The sequence below is a fragment of the Arthrobacter oryzae genome (assembly GCF_031454875.1).
Classification (GTDB): domain Bacteria; phylum Actinomycetota; class Actinomycetes; order Actinomycetales; family Micrococcaceae; genus Arthrobacter; species Arthrobacter oryzae_D.
Genome location: NZ_JAVDRQ010000007.1, coordinates 125,066 through 143,514, shown reverse-complemented (window position 1 = coordinate 143,514; position 18,449 = coordinate 125,066). Strand labels below are relative to the sequence as shown.

Below are 18,449 nucleotides of genomic sequence, written 5' to 3'. Positions count from 1 at the left end.
CGCCGCGGCCCGTACCAGCCGCTGACAGCCTAGCAGCGTTTGCCGCTGGTGCGGCGGCCGCCGGCATTTGGTCTGGGACCCCGGCACCTCCACACTTGGAGGATGCAGACTTTCCTTCCCTATCCAGATTTCCAGCAGAGCGCCGCGGTCCTGGACCGCGTTCGGCTCGGCAAGCAGCGGGTTGAGGCGCTGCAGACACTGCGTGCGCTGGTGATCCCGGAGTACGGCTGGCAGTCACACCCGGCCATCCGCATGTGGATGGGCCACGTTCCCGCCCTGACCATGTACGGCCTGGCCATGGTGGACGAATGGATCGCCCGCGGCGGCGAAGACACCACCCGCGCCAAGATCGTCGAGTTCGCGCCGCAGGCGGACCACGCAGCCTATGCGGCCAAGATCCCCATGCCGCCGTGGCTCGGCGAGCCGGACTTCCACCTCAGCCACCGCTCCCGGCTGCTGCAGAAGGAGCCGCGCTTCTACAGCGAACTGTTCCCCGGAACACCGGCGGACCTGGAGTACGTCTGGCCCGAACCCCGGCACGAGTTCCTGCCCGAAGATCCGGTAGGTGACCGGCTCTGGATCCTGCGCGCCCAGGTGGGAGACGTCGACCCTGAAAAGCTGGACACCATCAGCCTGCCGGACGTTGGCCGCGCCGCGAAGGCTGCCGCCGAGTCCGACGAATATGAGTTCGTGTACGCCGACTCCGGCTCGCGCCGGCCGGCTAAGAACCCCAAGAAGCGCCCTCCGAAGCAGCTCGTGAAGAAGCCCACCCGCAAGCGCCAGCTGCAGGAAGAGGCCTTCCGCACCCTCCCCGGCAACTCGGCGGTCGCAGTGCCGTTCGACGGCGGCGCCTCGTTTGCGGTGGGCACGGTCCAGGGCCGTCCCATTACCGTGGACGGCCGCTTCGCCCGAAACTTCCAGGTGACCGAGGTGGTGGAACGCTCATCGTTCGACTACCCGGCACTGCTGCAGGACCCGCGGCTGTTCTTCCCGATTCCTGCGCCGTAGGAGTAGTCACCGGCGCCTTAGCCGAGCCCTGGGGCTGCCTCTGGCAGACTGGCCACATGACTGTTCTTATGGCCGGCTGCGGCGATCTTGGTACTGAGGCCGGGCTGCGGTTCGCTGCCGCCGGCCACCGTGTGGTGGGCTGGCGCCGGTCGCCCGGCAAGCTTCCGGCTGCCATCGAAGGCGTCGCTGCTGACCTGGCCACGGCGGCCCTGCCGCCCATCCCGGCGGACACTACCGCCGTCGTCGTCGCCGTTGCGGCGGACTCAGCCACCGAGGACGCCTACCGGGCCGCCTACGTGGACGGCCTGGCCAACGTGCTCGACGCGCTGGAGCGCGCGGCGAACCTCGATCCGGCCCGCGAACACGACGGCGGGGCGTCACGTTCGCCGCTTCGGCGCGTGTTGTTCGTCTCCTCTACCGCCGTTTACGGGGATGCGGACGGCGGCTGGGTCGATGAAAGCACGACGCCGGCACCCGACGGATTCTCCGGCCGCATCATCCGCGAGGCCGAGGAACTGCTGTACAGCCGGCTGCTCGGCACCGGGGTGACTCCTGTAGTGCTCCGGTTGGGCGGCATTTACGGCCCGGGGCGGACACGTCTCATCGACCAGGTGCGCTCGGGCACGGCGCTGACTCCGGCGGAACCCCGCTACACGAACCGGATCCACCGCGATGACGCCGCGGCGGCCATCGTGCACCTTTGCACCAGGACCGCAGACCCCGGTCCCGTATACCTTGGCGTGGACAACGACCCCGCAGAGCTCGGCGAGGTCCAGCGCTTCCTGGCCGCCGAGCTGGGACTCCCCCAGCCGGCGTCGGCCAGTCCCGGCGAGCCGTCCCGCGGCGGCAACAAGAGGTGCAGCAACGCGCTGCTCCGCAGCACGGGGTTCGAGTTCGCCTACCCGACTTTCCGCGAGGGATACCGCGCCATCCTGGCCGGGTACGGCGTCCGGCACCCGTAGGAGGAACAGTGGATTTTCAGCACATTATCGAGACCGTCGGCCGGTTCATGGACTTTGCCGGCGTCGCCGTTATGGTGATCGGCGCTGTCGTCTCCATCCCGATGGCCGTACGCGGATTCCAGCCGAAGCGCCTGCCGGAGGGCGCCGAACGGCTCTCCGTCTACCGCTCGTACCGGCAGCTGCTGGGGCGCTCCATCCTGCTGGGCCTTGAGCTCCTGGTGGCGGCGGACATCATCCGCACTGTTGCGGTTACACCCACGTACGAGAGCGTGGGCGTGCTGGCGATCATTGTGCTCATCCGGACCTTCCTCAGCTTCTCGCTGGAGCTTGAAATCACCGGCCGCTGGCCCTGGCAAAAAGAGCCTGCGGCGGAGGCAGCTGGCGAGTCAGCACGGGCCGGCTCCGCAGGCTCAGCCAGTGCTTGAGCCCGAAATGCCGGGCGCGGGCCTGCCTGACCCGTGGCCGGATCCGCCCGAGCTGCCCGCTCCCGTCCTCATGGAGCAACGGTGGACGGATGCAGTGTTCCTGCACTGGCGCATCCCCTGCGCGGAGTCGGCGGCGTTCATGCCGTCCGGAGTGGTGCCGGACGTTTTCGACGGGTCCGCCTGGGTTGGGCTGATCGGTTTTCGCATGCAGAAGGCTGGTTTTGGCCGTGGGCCGGCTGTACCGTTTTTTGGGGACTTCAACGAGATCAACGTCCGCCTGTACTCGCGGGAACCGGACGGCACCAGGGGTGTGGTGTTCCTGAGCCTGGACGCCGACCGGCTGGCCGTTGTCCTGGCCGCCCGCGCAGCCGGGATCCCGTATGTGTGGTCGCACGCGCGCTTCCGCCCGCCGCAACCCGGCAGCGCGGCCACCGGCTATTCCGTGCGCAGGTTCCGCCGCGGGGCGGCCAGCGACTTCGCGGTTGTGCCGGCGTTCGACGACGTCGCGGCGGATCCGCTGTCCGTCCACCTCACGGCCAGGTTCGGGCTGCACTCCCGCTTCCGCGGCCGTACGCTCTACATCCCGAACACCCATTCGGCGTGGCCGCTCTACCGGGCCGAACTGACGGTGCTCAAGGACGGGCTGATCAGCGCCGCCGGCCTCAACGTGGCAGGGCCGCCCGACTCCGTGCTGTACTCCCCCGGGGTCCGGACCCGGTTCGGAAAACCGCGGGTGGTGGTCCTGAGACGGCGCTAGTCCTCAGAGGGCAGCGAAACAGGCTCGTACTCATCTGGCCGGGAATCAGTCCAGCCTTCACCTTCGGTGAACGTGGACACCAGGATGCCGGTCCCCTCCTGGAGCGAGTTTGAGGGATCGTCATACAGAGCGGCTTCGCTGCACCTGCTGTGCAGGATGAGCTGCTCGGCTTCCAGCTTCGCTTCCGGAACCGTGGCACCAATGATGGACGTGCGGGCCGGAAGCTCCGGTGCATGGACGATTTCGGCGTTCGTCTCGGACAACGGAATGGTCGTTCCCGCGCGAATGTCGTCATGCGGAAATTCGAACTCGGTTTCGTCCGGCGCCGTCGGAATCGTGTACTCAAGAAAGAAAGTCATGAGCCCAGCCTGACAAATAACTGCTCCCGCCGAAAGTAATTACTCCCGCCGGACGCCTGATTTATCTGGGAGGATTGAAGAATCAGCCCCGGCCCAAAGGAGTCGCTATGCTGAACCGTTTCCACGTAAATCCGATCCTTCCCGCGAAGGACGGCGACCGGGCCCGGAAGTTCTACCGTGATGTCCTGGGCCTCGACCTTCTCACCGGACCCACGGACGATCCCATGGTGTTCGGTGCCGCTTCCGGCACCAGCATCGCACTCACCGAGCTTCCGGACAGGGTCCCGCCGTCCTATCCAATGATCAGCTTCATGGTTGAAGACATCGAAGCGCTGGTACAGGAACTGAAAGCGCGGGGCGCCACATTCCAGCCGCCCGGCGCCGGAAGCTTCGCAGGCGTCGAAGGCAAAGCCGAGGGCGACATCATTGACTTCGGTGCCGTGAAATCCGCGTTCCTCAAGGACACCGAAGGAAACGTCATTGCCCTGAACGAAATGATGGGCTGGCCTCCCCACGAGTAGGGCGGGGCCGCAAGTGTACGTTCGCGCTTTGGGGAAGTCACCACCGGCCGCTAGCGACCGGCCGCGTACCCCTGCGCGCCGCGCGGATTGGCTGCTGCCTGCAGCACCCCCGTCACGGGATCACGCACGACGGCGGACAACCTGCCCAGCGTCCAGTCGCCGGCGCGTGTGATCCGGTGGCCTCGACGCTCCAGCCCGGCGATGACATCATCGCCCAACCGGTCCTCCACGACGGCGCCGCCCGGCTCCCAGGTACGGGGCCAGAATGACCCCGGCATCGACGTCGTATGGAACGTTGGCGCATCGATGGCCTGCTGCGGAGAATAGCCGCCCACAATCGTCCGCAGCAGGTACGGCAGCTGCCACTGGTCCTGCTGGTCCCCGCCGGGCGAGCCCAGCGCCGTGACAGCGCTGCCGTTCCGAAGCACCAGCGTTGGCGTCAGGGTGGTGCGGGGACGTTTCCCCGGGGTCAGCGTGGACGGCGTTCCGGGTTCCAGCCAGGTCATCTGCAGCCGCGTGCCGAGGCAGAAACCCAGCTCGGGAATTGCCGGGGAGGACTGCAGCCACCCGCCTGAAGGAGTCGCCGAGATCATGTTTCCCCAGCGGTCCGCAACGTCGATGTGGCAGGTGTCGCCGCGGGTCTCGCCGGTTGCCAGTACTGTCGGTTCCCCAACGCCGGCGCCGGGGCCGCTCCCGCGCAGGCCCGGCCGGTCGTCGTCGTTCGCGAGCGCCGGGGGCACATACTCCGTCCGCAGCGGCGGACGGAACGGCTCACGTCCCGGAACCTGGCCCGGACGGAACTCTAGCGACGCCCGGTCCGTGATCAACCTGCGGCGCGCGGCGGCGTACCCGGCGGACAGCAGGTAATCGAGCGGAACGTCCGTATCCCCGTAGTAGGCCTCCCTGTCCGCGAGCGCCAACTTCTGTGCCTCGAGGATGGTGTGCGCGCCAAGCTCAGTGGACGGATCGAGGTATTCGTCGGCGAACCCGTCCAGGATCGCCAGGGTCTGCAGCAGCGCCGGCCCCTGACCCCACGGGCCTGTCTTGGCGATCGTGTGGCCGCGGAAGTCGATGGTTGCTGCGGCTTCGTAGCTTGCCTCGAAGGCCGCCAGATCGCCCATTGCCAGCACACCGCGATGCTCCGTGCCGGATGAATGCCTGTGCGGCGCCCGGACGGACTGCACCATGGCCCCGGCGACGAAGCCCTCGCGCCATTCGCGGCGGGCGGCATCGATCCGGGCCTCCCGCGAAGGCTCTCCTGCTCCCGCCTCCAGAAGGCGCTCAAGGGTCCGCGCGTACGCCGGGTTGCGGACCAGCTCCCCCTCGTCCGGGACCCTTCCTTTGGGTATCCACAGCTGGGCCGACGTGGGCCAATGCTCCCGGAACAGCCCGGAAACGGCGGCGATCGTCGCGCCGACGCGGCCCAGCACCGGGTGCCCGTCGCCGGCGTAACCGATCGCGAACTCCAGCACCGCCGTCAGCTCCCACGTCCCGTGGTCGCGCAGCAGCAGAAGCCAGGCGTCGACGGCGGCGGGCACCGCCGCTGCCAACGCACCCGAGCCGGGGACCAGTTCCAGGCCTTCCGAGCGATAGTGCCCGGGCGTTGCTCCGGCCGGCGCGGGACCCTGCCCCATCAGGACCACCGGTTTGCCTGGCTCCTCGGCCGTGACGAACACACCGGTCTGTCCCCGCCCGGACCGTTCAGGTGCGGCTCGACAACGTGCAGCACAAACGCCCCGGCCGTGGCGGCGTCGAACGCGTTCCCGCCGCGTTCGAGCACCGCCTGGGCGGCGGCTGTCGCGATCCAATGCGTGGAGGCGCTCATCCCAAAGGTGCCGCGCAGCGTGGGTCGCGTGGTGAACGGCTCGGGCGGAGTGAACGTCATGGGGACCACTGTAACCATGGGCCGGGGCCCTGCCCCGGACGCAGCACCCGTGAAGCTACTTGCCGAGTCCGGCCTTGCGCAGCGCCTCGGCCATGGCGGTGTTGACCGGAGCGGGCTTGGGCGGTGGCGCAGCTTTCCCCTGCCGCGGGGTGCTGCCGTCCTGCCGTGGTGTGCTCCCGCCCTGCCTCGGCGGGTTGTTTCCCTGTCGTCCGCCGTCATTAGCCTGCCGGCCACCGGGTGCGGCAGATCGGCCGCCGGGTGCGGCAGGCCGGCCACCGGCCGGTGCCGGTTCGTCGTCGAGCCTCAACGTGAGCGAAATGCGCTTCCGCTCGGGATCTGCCTCCAGGACCTTCACGCGCACCACCTGTCCGGACTTCACCACTTCCCGCGGATCAGAAACGAAGCGGTTGGCCAGCGCGGACACGTGCACCAGCCCGTCCTGGTGCACGCCGACGTCCACGAAAGCCCCGAACGCGGCCACGTTGGTGACGGTTCCTTCCAGGATCATTCCGGGCCGGAGGTCGGAGATTTTCTCGATGCCTTCCGAGAACTTGGCCGCCGCAAATGCCGGCCGAGGGTCCCGGCCGGGCTTCTCCAGCTCGGAAATGATGTCCTGCACCGTGGGCAGGCCGAACGCGCCCTCCACAAAGTCCTGCGGGTTGAGCCCGGCAAGGCTGCCGGCACCTGCCCCTCCTACAGCTGCCCTGCCGCCTGCGGCGGCCAGGATCTTCCGCGCCACCGGGTAGGCCTCAGGGTGGACGCTGGAAGCATCCAGCGGCTCCGCTCCCCCGGTGATTCGCAGGAAGCCCGCGCACTGTTCGAACGCCTTGGCGCCCAGCCGCGGCACCTTCTTCAGCTCGCTCCGCTTGGCAAAAGGCCCGTGCTCGTTCCGGTACGCCACGATGTTCTCGCTCAGCAGCGGTCCGACGCCGGCCACACGGCTCAGCAGTGCGGGTGATGCCGTGTTGACGTCCACCCCGACGGCGTTCACGCAGTCCTCCACCACGGCGTCCAGGCTCCGGTCCAGCTTCGCGGCCGTGACGTCGTGCTGGTACTGCCCGACGCCGATCGACTTCGGTTCGATCTTCACCAGCTCCGCCAGCGGATCCTGCAGGCGCCGGGCGATGGATACGGCGCCGCGCAGGGACACATCCATGCCGGGCAGCTCCGCGGCAGCCAGCGCCGACGCCGAATATACGGACGCTCCGGCCTCGGACACCACGAGCTTTTCCGGCGCCCGGTTTCCGGGCGACCCGTTCCCCGTCTGCCCCGTATTTTGCCCCGCCGCTGGCTCCGCGGACAGCTTCTTGATCAGTTCGAGGGCAAGCTTGTCAGTCTCCCGCGATGCCGTCCCGTTGCCGATGGCCACAAGTTCGACGTCGTGCTGCCGCGCCAGCCGGACCAGCGTGGCCAGGGCCTCGTCCCACTTCCGCGCCGGGGCGTGCGGGTACACGGTGTCCGTAGCCACCACCTTGCCGGTCCCGTCCACGACGGCGACCTTCACGCCGGTCCGGAGTCCCGGATCCAGCCCCAGGGTTGCCCTGTTCCCGGCCGGGGCAGCGAGCAGCACATCCCGCAGGTTGGCAGCGAAGACCCGGACGGCCTCGTCCTCAGCCGCGGCAAACATCCGTCCGCGCAGGTCGGCCGTAAGCCGGGCGAGCACCCGCGAGCGCCACGCCACCTGCGCGGTCTGCAGGAGCCACTCATCGGCGGGCCGGCCGCGGTCCGCCACCCCGAGGAACCTGGCCACAGCGGACTCGTACCGCCCGCGGGCGGCGGCCAGGGCGTCGTCGTCGTGCGGTTCAGCCTCGGCGAGATCGAGCTCAAGCACGCCGTCCTTTTCCCCGCGCAGCAGCGCCAGGACCCGGTGCGACGGCATCCGCTCCGGCGCCTGCGAAAAGTCGAAGTAGTCCTTGAACTTCTGGCCTTCGGTCTCCTGGCCCTTCTTCACCCGGGAAACCATGCGGCCCTGGGTCCAAAGCCTTTCACGCAGGGTTGCGGCCAGGTCCGGGTCCTGAGCCACCCGCTCCACCAGGATGGACCGGGCGCCCGACAGCGCCGCAGCGGCGTCGTCAATGGAGTGTTCAGCATTCAGGTATTTGGCGGCCTCGCGCTCCGGATCCAGTTCCGGACGCTTGAGCAGCGCATCGGCGAGCGGCTCCAGCCCCGCCTCACGGGCGATCTGCGCTTTGGTCCGCCGCTTGGTCTTGAACGGCAGGTAAATATCTCCAAGGCGGGATTTGGTGTCGGCGTCCACGACGGCGGCCTGCAGTTCCGGCGTCAGCTTGCCTTGGGAGGCGATCGCTTCGAGGACGGTCCGGCGGCGGTCCTCCAGTTCGCGGAGGTACCGGAGCCGCTCCTCGAGCTCGCGGAGCTGCGTGTCGTCCAGCGTCCCGGTGGCTTCCTTGCGGTACCGGGCGATAAAGGGAACCGTAGAACCGCCGTCGAGCAGCTCCACCGCCGCCTTGACCTGCCAGGCCTTCACCCCCAGCTCGCCGGCGATCTGCGCGGCGATGTCTTCCGCCACGGCGTCGGCAGTCTTGCCGGCGGGCTTGCCGCCTGGCTGTCCGGATGTCCCGCCGGCGGTTTTTCCGGGCATCACGGCCCCCGGAGTTGCAGGAGACGGGGCAGGGCGCTGCGGGATGTGGTTCACCCAGAACATTTTGCCTTACCGGGCCGACACTATGGCACGGGCTGCGCGAGATTGGGTCTACCGGCCCCGGTGCATAAGTGATGTAGTGGCTGTAGGAAGGCCAGCAACCAACGGAGGCGGTCCATCATGCAGGAGTTGCTCATCATCCTTCAGGACGGCTTTGAGGAGGACAACGTCACCGTCTTCGTCAATGGCAAGCAGGCCCGGCGCGATACCGATCTCTCCACCAATCCGCTTCTGGGCATAGCGGAGGAGGTCGCCATTGAACTTCCGGCACGCGGAGCCACCATCGGCGTGGAAGTCACCAGCCGGGGCCTGGCCGGGGGCGTCAAGCTCAGCGGGAGGCCGAAGAGCCTCCTCGTATCCATCGAGGACGGCAAGCTGGTGATCCGGGAGGGAACCGGACGCGAAGCCTTCCTGTAGCTTGCGGTCGGCCGCAAGACCCGGCGGGAGTAGGTAGCGCGGGAGTAAGTAGCGGCAGACAGGGACAAGCGCCGCGAACGGTGCGCGGCGCTTGGGTCAGTTGGCATCTTGGGCCAGTTGATATGCAGTTGCAGACAACAGTTGTTTCAGCGCTAGGCGTTCTCCATGCGCCTCTTTTCCGAAATGTGCTCCACCAGTTCGCCGACGCGCTCTTCCGAGTAGTTGCGCGCAATGTCGCCCTGGCTGATGATGCCCACCAGCTTGTGATCGGAAATCACAGGCAGCCGCCTGATCTGGTACTGCTCCATCACTGCGATGGCTTCGTCGATGTTGGCGTCAGCATCGATCCAGCGCAGGGTGCCCTGAGCCAGGTCGATGGCCCTGACCTCCCTGGGGTCCCGACCCTCGGCAACGCACCTGAGCACGATGTCGCGGTCCGTGATGAGTCCCTTGAGTTTGCCTTCGCTGCCGCAGATCGGCAGCGAACCACAGTCAAGGTCGCGCATCATTACGGCTGCTTCCTGCAGTGTCTGATCTTCCTTGACGCACTGGGCGCTGGTAGTCATGAATTCACGTACGACGCTCATCAGTCCTCCTTCATCGGTTGGGGTTCGACGCCGGGACCTTCGGCTCAGCGCCGATGCTGTCAGCCTACGCCCGGGCAAACGCCCTGACTAGGCTCAATCAGGCTTCGCCGGAGGACGGAACCGGACGGCGCGCCAGGGACGGTTTGGGGTCGATTTTTGGGTACAAACAGAGCGTGGAGACCATCCCGGATCAATGCCGTCCTTTGTGTTGAAGATGTCCGCCTACTCGGCGATGTCCTCGGCCCACAGCTCCGGGTGGTCCCGCTGGAAGCTGAGCATCATGTCCACGCAGCGCTGGTCGTCCAGCACCAGCACTTCCACCCCGCGCGAACGCAGGAGCTCAAACTCGCCGGCGAACGTCCGGGCCTCCCCCACCACCACCCTGGGAATCTTGAACTGGATGATCGTCCCTGTGCACATCGCACACGGGGCCAGCGTGGTGTACAGCGTGGTGTCGCGGTAGCTCTTCTGTCGGCCGGCTGCCCGGAGCGCGGCCATCTCGCCGTGGGCGATCGGATCGCCGTGCTGCACGCGTTCGTTGTGGCCGCTAGCGATCACCTCGCTCCCCCTCGCGAGCGCAGCCCCGATGGGTATGCCGCCTTCACTGAGGCTCTTCTGGGCAGCCCGGACGGCAGCTTCGAAAGCGGCTTCGTCGAATGCGGTAAGTAGACCTTGCGCAGTCATGTTCCCCGGTTCGTTTTAGTTTCAAGAGCACCGCCAGCAGCGGCGCAGCGTCCATTGGCCTGTGGTTCAGGTGGTCTTTGGTTCAGGTGGCTGTGGTTCAGGTCGTCTTTGGTTCAGGCACGTTCCTCAGACCTTACGCCGACAGCATGGATCGGGGCCAGACCTGCCATTGCAGCCAATTCCATCATTACTGTCGGAGGCCTTTGATACTTTGGCAATAAGACATCAAAGGCAACACAACATCAACGGCATCACGACATCAAGGGCAACGAGGCGCAGTGTTTCTTCTCGAACCGCAAGCACCGGATCTGGACCAGGATCTGGTCTTCTCCGCGAGCGATCTCGTCATCGCGGCCACGTGCGAGTACCAACTGCTGCGCAAGCTGGACGAAAAACTGGGCCGGTCCCCCAAAGCGGAGTTCGAGGCCGACGAAATGCTGGCCCGCACAGCGAAGCTCGGTGACATCCACGAGCACAAGGTCCTGGACAAGTTCCTGGCCGAGTTCGGCCCGTGGGATCCCGCCACTGGCCGCGGTGTGTACGACGTCGCGGCCGCCACGGCCATGGACCGCGCCACCCTGCAGGCCAAGCATGCCGAATCCATCGACGCGCTGCGGGCAGGGGCCGACGTCGTCTTCCAGGCGGCCTTCTTCGACGGGCGCTTCCACGGCCGTTCCGACTTCCTGGTCAAGCAGGGCGACGGCAGCTACGCCGTCTACGACACCAAGCTGGCCCGCCACGCCAAGGTGACGGCATTGCTCCAGCTGGCTGCCTACGGCGACCAGCTGCTCCACGCCGGAATCGCGCCGGGCCCGGCAGTCACCCTGATCCTGGGTGCCACGGTGGAAACGCCCGGAGGCGGCTTCGACTACGTCCGCAGCAGCCACAAACTGGCGGACATCCTGCCGGTGTTCCGTGAACGGAGGGACAGGTTCCTTTCACTTACGGCGGGTCACCGCGACCAGTCCGACGTCGTCAGCTGGGGCACGTCAGGCGTTGTGGCCTGCGGCCGGTGTGACTACTGCCAGGAACAGGTGAAAGCCACCGATGACCTCCTCCTGGTGGCACGGATGAACTCGGCTCAGCGAAAGAAGCTGCACGCGCAGGGTATCTTCACGGTCAAGCAGCTGGCCGACGCCACGTTGCCCGGAGCGAATGCGTCTCTTCTGCGGATGCAGGATCAGGCCAGGATGCAAAGCAATGCCGGAACGGCGGAGGGATCCGTCAGTTACGTCAAGGACGGTGAACAGCACAGCATTGGCTACCGGGTAGTCCCGGAGAACACGCTGGCGGAGCTTCCCCCGCCGAGTCCCGGAGACATCTTCTTCGACTTCGAAGGGGATCCGCTGTGGCAGGACAGCGCCACCGGTGTCTGGGGCCTTGAGTACCTCTTCGGGGTTATTGAGGCCCCGCTGGAACCTGACGGCACCACCGCTTTCAAGCCGTTCTGGGCACACAACCGTGCAGCGGAGAAGCAGGCGTTCCTGGACTTCCTGGAGTACGTGGAGAACAGGCGGCGCATGTATCCGGACATGCACGTCTACCACTACGCCGCCTATGAGAAGACGGCCCTCCGCAAGCTGTCGGTCATGCACGTCGCGGGGGAAGACACAGTGGATAACTGGCTCCGGGACGGTCTCCTCGTCGATCTGTACCAGACCGTCCGGAACAGCATCCGCATCTCCGAAAAGTCCTACAGCATCAAGAAACTCGAGCCGCTTTACATGGGCAGCAACCTCCGCTCCGGGGATGTGAAGGACGCCGGCGCCTCGGTTGTGGCGTATGCCGATTACTGCGAAGCGCGCGACGCCGGGCTGGCCGGGGACGCTGCGGCGATCCTTGCCGGCATCTCCGACTACAACGAGTACGACTGCCTCTCCACGTTGGAACTCCGAAATTGGCTGCTGCGGCTGGCCGGCGAACGCGGCATCGGCCCTGCACGTGCCGCCGAAGATGGACCCCGGCCCGAAAATTTAGTGCAGGCGGCACCTGACTCCGATGACGGTGCCGCGGCCCGGCGGTCTGAACTCGCCATCAGGGCCTTCCTGCACCGGGCAGCGGAGTTCCGGGCCGCCGACGGGCGCGGCGGTCCGGACCCCGATACTCAGGCGGTCGCCATGGTGGACGCAGCCGTGAGCTACCACCGCCGCGAGCGCAAGGCTTTTTGGTGGGCACACTTCGACCGCTGTGAGAACGGACCTGACACCCACCAGCAGGACCGCAACGTCTTCCTCGTGGAGAAGGCCCGTATCCTCGATGACTGGCAAAAGGTCGGTACCAGGCTTCCGGAGCGAAGGGTGCAGCTGACGGGCACGGTGAGCGCCGGTTCGGACCTTCGCGAGGGCAGCAAGTGCTTCCGCATGTACGACCGTCCGCTGCCTGCCGGGCTGGAGGGCACGGGAAGCGACGGTTCCGGACGCAACGGCTGGTTTGCGACGGAAGTTTTGGAGCTCGGCCATGATGACGGCCAGGACATTGTGGTGATCCGTGACAGGCTTCCCCGGAAAATCGAACCGCATAACAGCCTGCCGATAGCGCTCACCGAGGACCAGCCCATCCCCACCAAGAGCATTGAGGAGGCGCTGGGGCTGCTCGCCGACCAGGTCGCGGCCGGGCTGCCGGACGGCACTGCACCGCATTTGGGGAAACCCGCCTTCCGGAAGCACCCGGCCCTGGACCTGGTGCGCCGGGTTCCGCCGCGGCTGGTGACCGGCGGGCCGCTGCCAGCACCGGTTGGCGGCCCGGACCGCTTCATCGACGCGATCACGGCTGCAGTGGAAGCGCTGGACCATTCGTACCTGGCAGTCCAGGGACCGCCGGGCACCGGCAAGACCCACGTCGGCTCGCACGTCATTGCACGGCTGGTGGCCCGCGGCTGGAAGGTGGGCGTTGTTGCCCAGTCGCACGCAGTGGTGGAGAACTTGCTCTGCACGGCCGTGCAAAAGGCCGGAGTGGATCGGCACAGGGTGGCCAAGGACGTAAAGCACGTCGACTCCCTGCCGTGGGATCACCGGGACGCCGCTGATGTGGCCAGGCTGCTCAGCAGCCCGGGCGGGGCGCTGGTTGGCGGCACCGCCTGGACCATGACGGGCGGCACGGTGCCCGCCGGGTCCTTGGACCTCCTCGTGATTGACGAGGCCGGGCAATTCTCGCTCGCCAACACGCTGGCAGTTGCCCAAGCCAGCCCGCGGTTGCTGCTGCTCGGTGATCCGCAGCAGCTCCCCCAGGTCAGCCAGGGTACGCATCCCGAGCCGGTCAACGAATCCGCCCTGGGCTGGATTTCGGCCGGTCATGCGACGCTTCCGCCGGAGCTCGGCTACTTCCTGGCAGACTCCTGGCGGATGGCTTCACCGTTGTGCGCTGCAGTGTCGGAGCTTTCGTACGAGGGCCGGCTGCGGTCGGCCCGCGCGGCTGACCTGCGTTACCTGGACGGCGTTCCCGCCGGAATTGAAACAGCCATGGTCCCGCACAGCGGCAACATCACGTCCTCCCCCGAAGAAGCCGCAGAAGTGGTGCGGCAGGTCGGCAGGCACCTGGGATTGGCATGGCACGATGAAACCGGCAGCCGGCCGCTGGGGCCGGAAGACATCCTGGTGGTGGCGGCCTATAACGCTCAGGTGAACCTGATCAGGGATGCCCTGGACGCTGCCGGCCACACGGCAGTCCGAGTGGGTACCGTGGACAAGTTCCAGGGCCAGGAAGCGCCCGTGGTGATTGTGTCCATGGCCTGCTCGGCTGTGGCCGAGGCTCCGCGCGGCATGGAGTTCCTGCTTTCCCGGAACCGGATCAACGTCGCTGTGTCCCGCGGGAAATGGCGTGCCGTAGTGGTGCGTGCTCCGGAGCTGACCAACTACCTGCCCACCCATCCCGAGGGTCTCGAACAGCTGGGCGGCTTTATCGGGCTGTGCCAGCGGTCTGTTTCTTCGTAGCGGTTTTCTGCACGGCGGATTCCTACATACCCGCGATCTGCAGCGCCTCATCCAGCACCCTGCCGAAGTTCGCGGCGTCGTGCGCGAAGCGGCCAAGGAACAACCCGGACACACCGCCGAGGCGGGGCAGCAGCCCCGGCTTGGCTGACCCGCCGTAGATGACCGGAAGGTCCGGGAGCCCGTGCACGGCGAGCCGGGCGCGGAGGTGGCTGACGACGCCGGACACGTAGGAAGCATCGGCCGGTTCAGCGGCGCCGATGGCCCAGACCGGCTCGTAGGCGATGATGAGGCGCGAGGCCAGCGCCCAGTCACCGCCAACAGCGGCCTCGATCTGGCGGTACACGAAGCGGGCGGCGGCACCGGCGTCAGCGCTCGCGCCTGCTGCACCTGTACCGGCTGAGTCTTCACCGACGCAGAGCAGCGGCGTCAGCCCGGCGCCGTCCGCGGCCCGGACCTTGAGCGCCACCATCGCGTCGCTTTCACCGAGGTGGGCGCGGCGTTCGGCGTGGCCGATCTCCACCAGCCGAACTCCGAGTTCGGCGAGCATGGACGGTGCCACTTCGCCGGTCCACGGGCCGTCCGCCCAGCCGCAGTTCTGCGCGCCCAGGATCAATGGAGAATCGGCCAGCAAGGCGGCAGCCCCCGGGAGTACCGGGAACGACGGGATGACAAACGGGACAACCCGCCCGGCCGCGAGGGACGGACGGGAGTCCGCTTCATGCCGTAGGCGCTCCAGCCAGGCCAGGGATTCCCGGTACCCCAGGTACATCTTGGTGCTCACGCCCACGTAGGTGACGGCGTCATGGACGGAGTCGGGGGCCGGGCCGGCTGAAGCCTGCTGCATGTGTCGTGCTTTCTTGCTGATGGCGGCGGGTATGCGGCGGGACGGAGCCAGGGGCTACTTCTCCAGCAGTTCGTCGGCCTTGTTCTGGAACCGCTTGGTGGCGTACATCATGATCGCAGCCACGAACGGCAGGACGCCGAGGGCGTAGACACCCATGGTTCCGGTGTCGGACGCCGTGACCTGGTTGACCGTGGTGCGCAGGATCGGGGCCACGAAGCCGCCCAGGTTGCCAAGGGAGTTGATCAGGCCGATGCCCGCTGCCGCCGCGGTTCCGGTGAGGAACGCCGTCGGATAGGACCAGGCGATGGGGCCGATGGACAGGAAGCTGCACACGGCGAGGGTGATGAAGAGGATGCCCAGCGCCGGCACGTGGTTGGCGCCGGCCCAGGCCGAGCCGAAGATGCACAGGCCGGTGGAGAGGAAAAGCCCGGTGCCCCAGACACGGCGGCGGACCACGGTGTTGGCCGCCTTGCCGATGAAGTAGCAGGCGAAGATGCCGAAGAACCACGGGATGGCAGCCAGTAGGCCCACCATGATGCCCACCTTCTGGCCGGTCAGCTGGGCCACCTGCTGGGGCAGGTAGAACGTCACGCCGTACACCGCCACCTGGAGGCAGAAGTAAATGGCCGTGAAGTACCAGACCTTGCGGTTCTTCATGGCTGCGAGCACGCCGCGGGGACCGGTTTCTTCCTTGACGGTGTCCTCGAGCGCCATGACATCCAGCAGCGCCTTCTTTTCGCCCGGGTTCAGGAACTTGGCGTCCTGCGGGCTGTTGATCAGGAAGAAATAGGCTGCGATGCCGGCAAGGACGGCGAGCATGCCTTCGACGAAGAACATAACCTGCCATCCGGCCACACCGGGAACCTGGTCGCCGATGTTGATCAGCCAGCCGGACAGTGGGGCACCCATCATCTGGGAGAACGGCTGGGCCAGGTAGAAGATGGCGAACATCTTCACGCGCACCTTGTTCGGGAACCAGGCCGCCAGGAACATGATGACGCCCGGGAACAGGCCGGCCTCAGTGACGCCGAGCAGGAAGCGCAGGATAATGAAGGACGTCTCGCCTTGGACGAACGCGAAGCACGCGGACACGATGCCCCAGGTGATGGCGATGCGTGCCAGCCATACCTTGGCACCGAACTTGGTCAGGAGCAGGTTGGACGGAATCTCGAACAGGGCATAGCCGATGAAGAAAATGCCGGCGCCCAGGGCGTAGGCCCCGGCGGTGATCCCACGGTCCACACCGAGCGCGGCTTCGGCGAAGCCCACGTTGGTGCGGTCCAGGAAGGCGACGACATACAGGATGACGAGCATCGGCATGAGCCGGAACGAGGCCTTGGAAATCGCCGATTTGAGGATCGGCGAATCCAGTAGCTCCCTGGTGGAAGTTGCTGTTAGGGACATCAAGACTCCTCTTTGAGTAAATCCGTTGCGAAGGTTGACCCGTGGGGTCCTAGCGGGAGAACGCGATGATGAGGACGCCGGCGATGCAGGCAAGGATGCCGACGGCCAGGTAGATCCGGCGTTCGCGGCTCCAGGACCTGAACCCGGTAGCGGCTGCGGGGTGTACTGCTGTTCGTGTGGTGCCGCTGTGCTGTGCCATGGCTGTCCGTTCCTAGTGCATGTAGAGCCCGCCATCCACATTCAGCGTCTGGCCGGAGATATACCCGGCGTCCTCGCTGATGAGGAAGGCGATGGCTGCTGCGATGTCGCGCGTGGATCCGACGCGGTTGACCACGAGGTCCTTGGTGAGTTCGTCCTTGCGTTCCTGGCTCAGTGTGCCGCCCATGATGTCGGTGTCGATGGGGCCCGGGGAGATGGCGTTGACCGTGATGTCGTACTCCCCCAGTTCGCGGGCCGTGGAACGTGTCAGCCCGATCACCCCGGCCTTGGCCACGGAGTAAGGCGTCTTGGAGAAGGTGCCGCCGCCGCGCTGCGCGGACACGGAGGAGATGTTGACGATGCGCCCAATCCGGTTCTTCACCATGGATTCGGCCACGCGGCGGGTGGCGTAGTGGACGCCGTTGAGGTTGATGTTCAGGACGCGGTCCCATTCGGCGGCGTCCAGTTCCAGGTACGGAACCGGCGAGCTGACGCCCGCCACGTTCGCCAGGGCCACGATCTGGGGCAGCTCGGCCTCGATCGAATCGATCGCGCTGCGGACCGACGCTTCGTCACCGACGTTGGCGCCGGCGCCGTGGGCCTGGACGCCGTACTGGGCGGCGAGTTCCTTGGCGGTCGCCTTGCACAGGGCATCGTCGAGGTCGATGATGCCGATGTTCCAGCCCTGCGCGGCCAGGTAGTTGACGGTGGCCCGGCCGATGCCGCGCTCGGAGACGGCTCCGGTGACGATGGCCGTGCGGTCTGCGGGGAAAATGCTCATGGGAGTGCTCCTGAGAGAGTGGAGGGAGTCAGTTGATGGGTGCGGGGCCGAGGTCTTCGATCAGCTTTTGCATGGCCACGTAGGCCTTGTTGCGGTAGGCGATCAGTTCGGGGGTGCGCTCGGCAGGGACCTTGAGGAAGCCCGCGCCCGTCTTGGTGCCCAGCTTCCCGGCCTCCACCAGGTCGCTGAGGATCTTCGGGGTGGCAAACCGCTCCGGGAAGTCCGTCTGGAGGGACTTGTAGCAGAAGTTGTACACGTCCAGCCCGGCCATGTCCGCGATGGCGAACGGGCCGAAGAACGGCAGCCGGAAACCGAAAGTGGTGCGCACCAGGGTGTCCACGTCGTCCGCGGTCGCGATGCCCTGCTCCACCAGCTGCGCCGCTTCGTGGAACAGTGCGTACTGCAGGCGGTTGAGCACGAAGCCGGTGACGTCCTTGACGACCGCGGTCTGCTTGCCGGCGGCGTGCACCAGGTCGCGGACAGCGCCAACGGTACCCGCCGAGGTGCCGGCGTGCGGGATGATCTCGACGCCGGGGATGAACGGCGACGGGTTGGAGAAGTGCACGCCCAGGAAGCGCTCCGGGTGGGTGACCGGCTCGGACAGTTCGGCAATGGAAATCGTGGACGTGTTGGAGCCGATAAAGGCGTCCGGCCGGGCCGCTGCGCTGATGCGGGCCAGCGTCTGGTGCTTGATGGCGATGACCTCGGGTACGGCTTCCTCGATGAAGTCGGCGTCCGCGACGGCTTCCTCGATGTCCTTGGCGGCCCAGAGGTTCTGCTTCAGGATTTCGGTGGAACCGGCGGCGAAGAGGCCGTCGGCCACGAACTGGTCCGACTCCGCCAGGAGCCGGTCATAATTGCTCTGCGCAACTTCGGCGGACACGTCGGCGAGTGCCACGCGGGCCCCGCCGAGGGCCAGGACCTGTGCGATCCCGCCGCCCATGTAGCCGGAGCCGACGACGGCGATCTTCCGGGCGCTGTTTGCCGCGCTGGCGGCTGCGGTGGGGGTGCTTGCTGTTTCGGTCATGA

At 66.9% G+C, this 18,449-nt stretch carries 16 protein-coding genes and 1 pseudogene; 7 read left to right on the top strand and 10 right to left on the bottom strand.

Annotated elements, in window-relative coordinates; translation table 11 throughout:
* Positions 1 to 102: 102 nt before the first annotated feature.
* From J2805_RS14205 to J2805_RS14190, 4 genes are read left to right on the top strand one after another with little or no spacing between them, the layout of a single operon-like run.
* A complete protein-coding gene (locus tag J2805_RS14205) occupies positions 103 to 1,008 on the top strand; it encodes an MSMEG_6728 family protein (protein WP_309977274.1) in 906 nt (301 codons plus the stop codon).
* A 56-nt stretch (positions 1,009 to 1,064) separates the two neighbouring features.
* Positions 1,065 to 1,970, top strand: a complete 906-nt coding sequence (locus tag J2805_RS14200; RefSeq protein ID WP_309977272.1) for an NAD-dependent epimerase/dehydratase family protein — start codon at positions 1,065 to 1,067, stop codon at positions 1,968 to 1,970.
* 8 nt (positions 1,971 to 1,978) lie between these two features.
* Complete coding sequence (locus J2805_RS14195; protein ID WP_309977271.1) at positions 1,979 to 2,395, top strand: DUF1622 domain-containing protein; 417 nt, start codon at positions 1,979 to 1,981, stop codon at positions 2,393 to 2,395.
* Positions 2,396 to 2,402: 7 nt separating this feature from the next.
* On the top strand, positions 2,403 to 3,152 hold the full coding sequence (locus J2805_RS14190) for a YqjF family protein (protein WP_396134366.1): 750 nt from the start codon (positions 2,403 to 2,405) through the stop codon (positions 3,150 to 3,152).
* Here J2805_RS14190 and J2805_RS14185 read toward each other — a convergent pair.
* The gene (locus tag J2805_RS14185) at positions 3,149 to 3,511 is read right to left on the bottom strand and encodes a hypothetical protein (protein WP_309977269.1); all 363 of its coding nucleotides are present in this window, start codon (positions 3,509 to 3,511) and stop codon (positions 3,149 to 3,151) included. The genes J2805_RS14190 and J2805_RS14185 overlap by 4 nt on opposite strands.
* Positions 3,512 to 3,618: 107 nt before the next feature.
* Here J2805_RS14185 and J2805_RS14180 point away from each other — a divergent pair, with 107 nt between their 5' ends.
* Positions 3,619 to 4,032: a VOC family protein gene (locus J2805_RS14180; protein WP_309977267.1), complete on the top strand. Its 414-nt coding sequence runs from the start codon at positions 3,619 to 3,621 to the stop codon at positions 4,030 to 4,032.
* Positions 4,033 to 4,082: 50 nt separating this feature from the next.
* Here J2805_RS14180 and J2805_RS14175 read toward each other — a convergent pair.
* Positions 4,083 to 5,917, bottom strand: a pseudogene (locus J2805_RS14175) (gamma-glutamyltransferase family protein).
* A 55-nt stretch (positions 5,918 to 5,972) separates the two neighbouring features.
* On the bottom strand, positions 5,973 to 8,579 hold the full coding sequence (locus tag J2805_RS14170) for a Tex family protein (RefSeq protein WP_309977265.1): 2,607 nt from the start codon (positions 8,577 to 8,579) through the stop codon (positions 5,973 to 5,975).
* Between the two features lie 117 nt (positions 8,580 to 8,696).
* Between J2805_RS14170 and J2805_RS14165 the strand changes: the two genes are divergently transcribed.
* Positions 8,697 to 8,993: a hypothetical protein gene (locus J2805_RS14165; protein ID WP_309977264.1), complete on the top strand. Its 297-nt coding sequence runs from the start codon at positions 8,697 to 8,699 to the stop codon at positions 8,991 to 8,993.
* A 152-nt stretch (positions 8,994 to 9,145) separates the two neighbouring features.
* On the opposite strand, the gene J2805_RS14160 is transcribed toward J2805_RS14165, so the two are convergent.
* Positions 9,146 to 9,580: a CBS domain-containing protein gene (locus tag J2805_RS14160; protein WP_309977262.1), complete on the bottom strand. Its 435-nt coding sequence runs from the start codon at positions 9,578 to 9,580 to the stop codon at positions 9,146 to 9,148.
* A 222-nt stretch (positions 9,581 to 9,802) separates the two neighbouring features.
* The gene (locus J2805_RS14155) at positions 9,803 to 10,264 is read right to left on the bottom strand and encodes a nucleoside deaminase (RefSeq protein WP_309977260.1); all 462 of its coding nucleotides are present in this window, start codon (positions 10,262 to 10,264) and stop codon (positions 9,803 to 9,805) included.
* A gap of 278 nt (positions 10,265 to 10,542) precedes the next feature.
* Here J2805_RS14155 and J2805_RS14150 point away from each other — a divergent pair, with 278 nt between their 5' ends.
* A complete protein-coding gene (locus J2805_RS14150; protein WP_309977258.1) occupies positions 10,543 to 14,193 on the top strand; it encodes a TM0106 family RecB-like putative nuclease in 3,651 nt (1,216 codons plus the stop codon).
* 22 nt (positions 14,194 to 14,215) lie between these two features.
* Here the strand turns inward: J2805_RS14150 and J2805_RS14145 are convergent, their stop codons facing one another.
* The 5 genes from J2805_RS14145 to J2805_RS14125 are packed head-to-tail and all read right to left on the bottom strand — an operon-like array spanning position 14,216 to position 18,447.
* Positions 14,216 to 15,037, bottom strand: coding sequence for a triose-phosphate isomerase family protein (locus tag J2805_RS14145; RefSeq protein WP_309977256.1), 822 nt, complete (start codon positions 15,035 to 15,037; stop codon positions 14,216 to 14,218).
* A gap of 54 nt (positions 15,038 to 15,091) precedes the next feature.
* Complete coding sequence (locus tag J2805_RS14140) at positions 15,092 to 16,441, bottom strand: MFS transporter (protein WP_309977253.1); 1,350 nt, start codon at positions 16,439 to 16,441, stop codon at positions 15,092 to 15,094.
* A gap of 49 nt (positions 16,442 to 16,490) precedes the next feature.
* On the bottom strand, positions 16,491 to 16,640 hold the full coding sequence (locus tag J2805_RS14135; protein ID WP_309977251.1) for a hypothetical protein: 150 nt from the start codon (positions 16,638 to 16,640) through the stop codon (positions 16,491 to 16,493).
* 12 nt (positions 16,641 to 16,652) lie between these two features.
* Entirely contained in the window at positions 16,653 to 17,420 is a 768-nt protein-coding gene (locus J2805_RS14130; RefSeq protein WP_309977250.1) for an SDR family NAD(P)-dependent oxidoreductase, read from the bottom strand.
* A gap of 28 nt (positions 17,421 to 17,448) precedes the next feature.
* On the bottom strand, positions 17,449 to 18,447 hold the full coding sequence (locus tag J2805_RS14125; protein WP_309977248.1) for a 3-hydroxyacyl-CoA dehydrogenase family protein: 999 nt from the start codon (positions 18,445 to 18,447) through the stop codon (positions 17,449 to 17,451).
* Between the last annotated feature and the right edge of the window lie 2 nt (positions 18,448 to 18,449).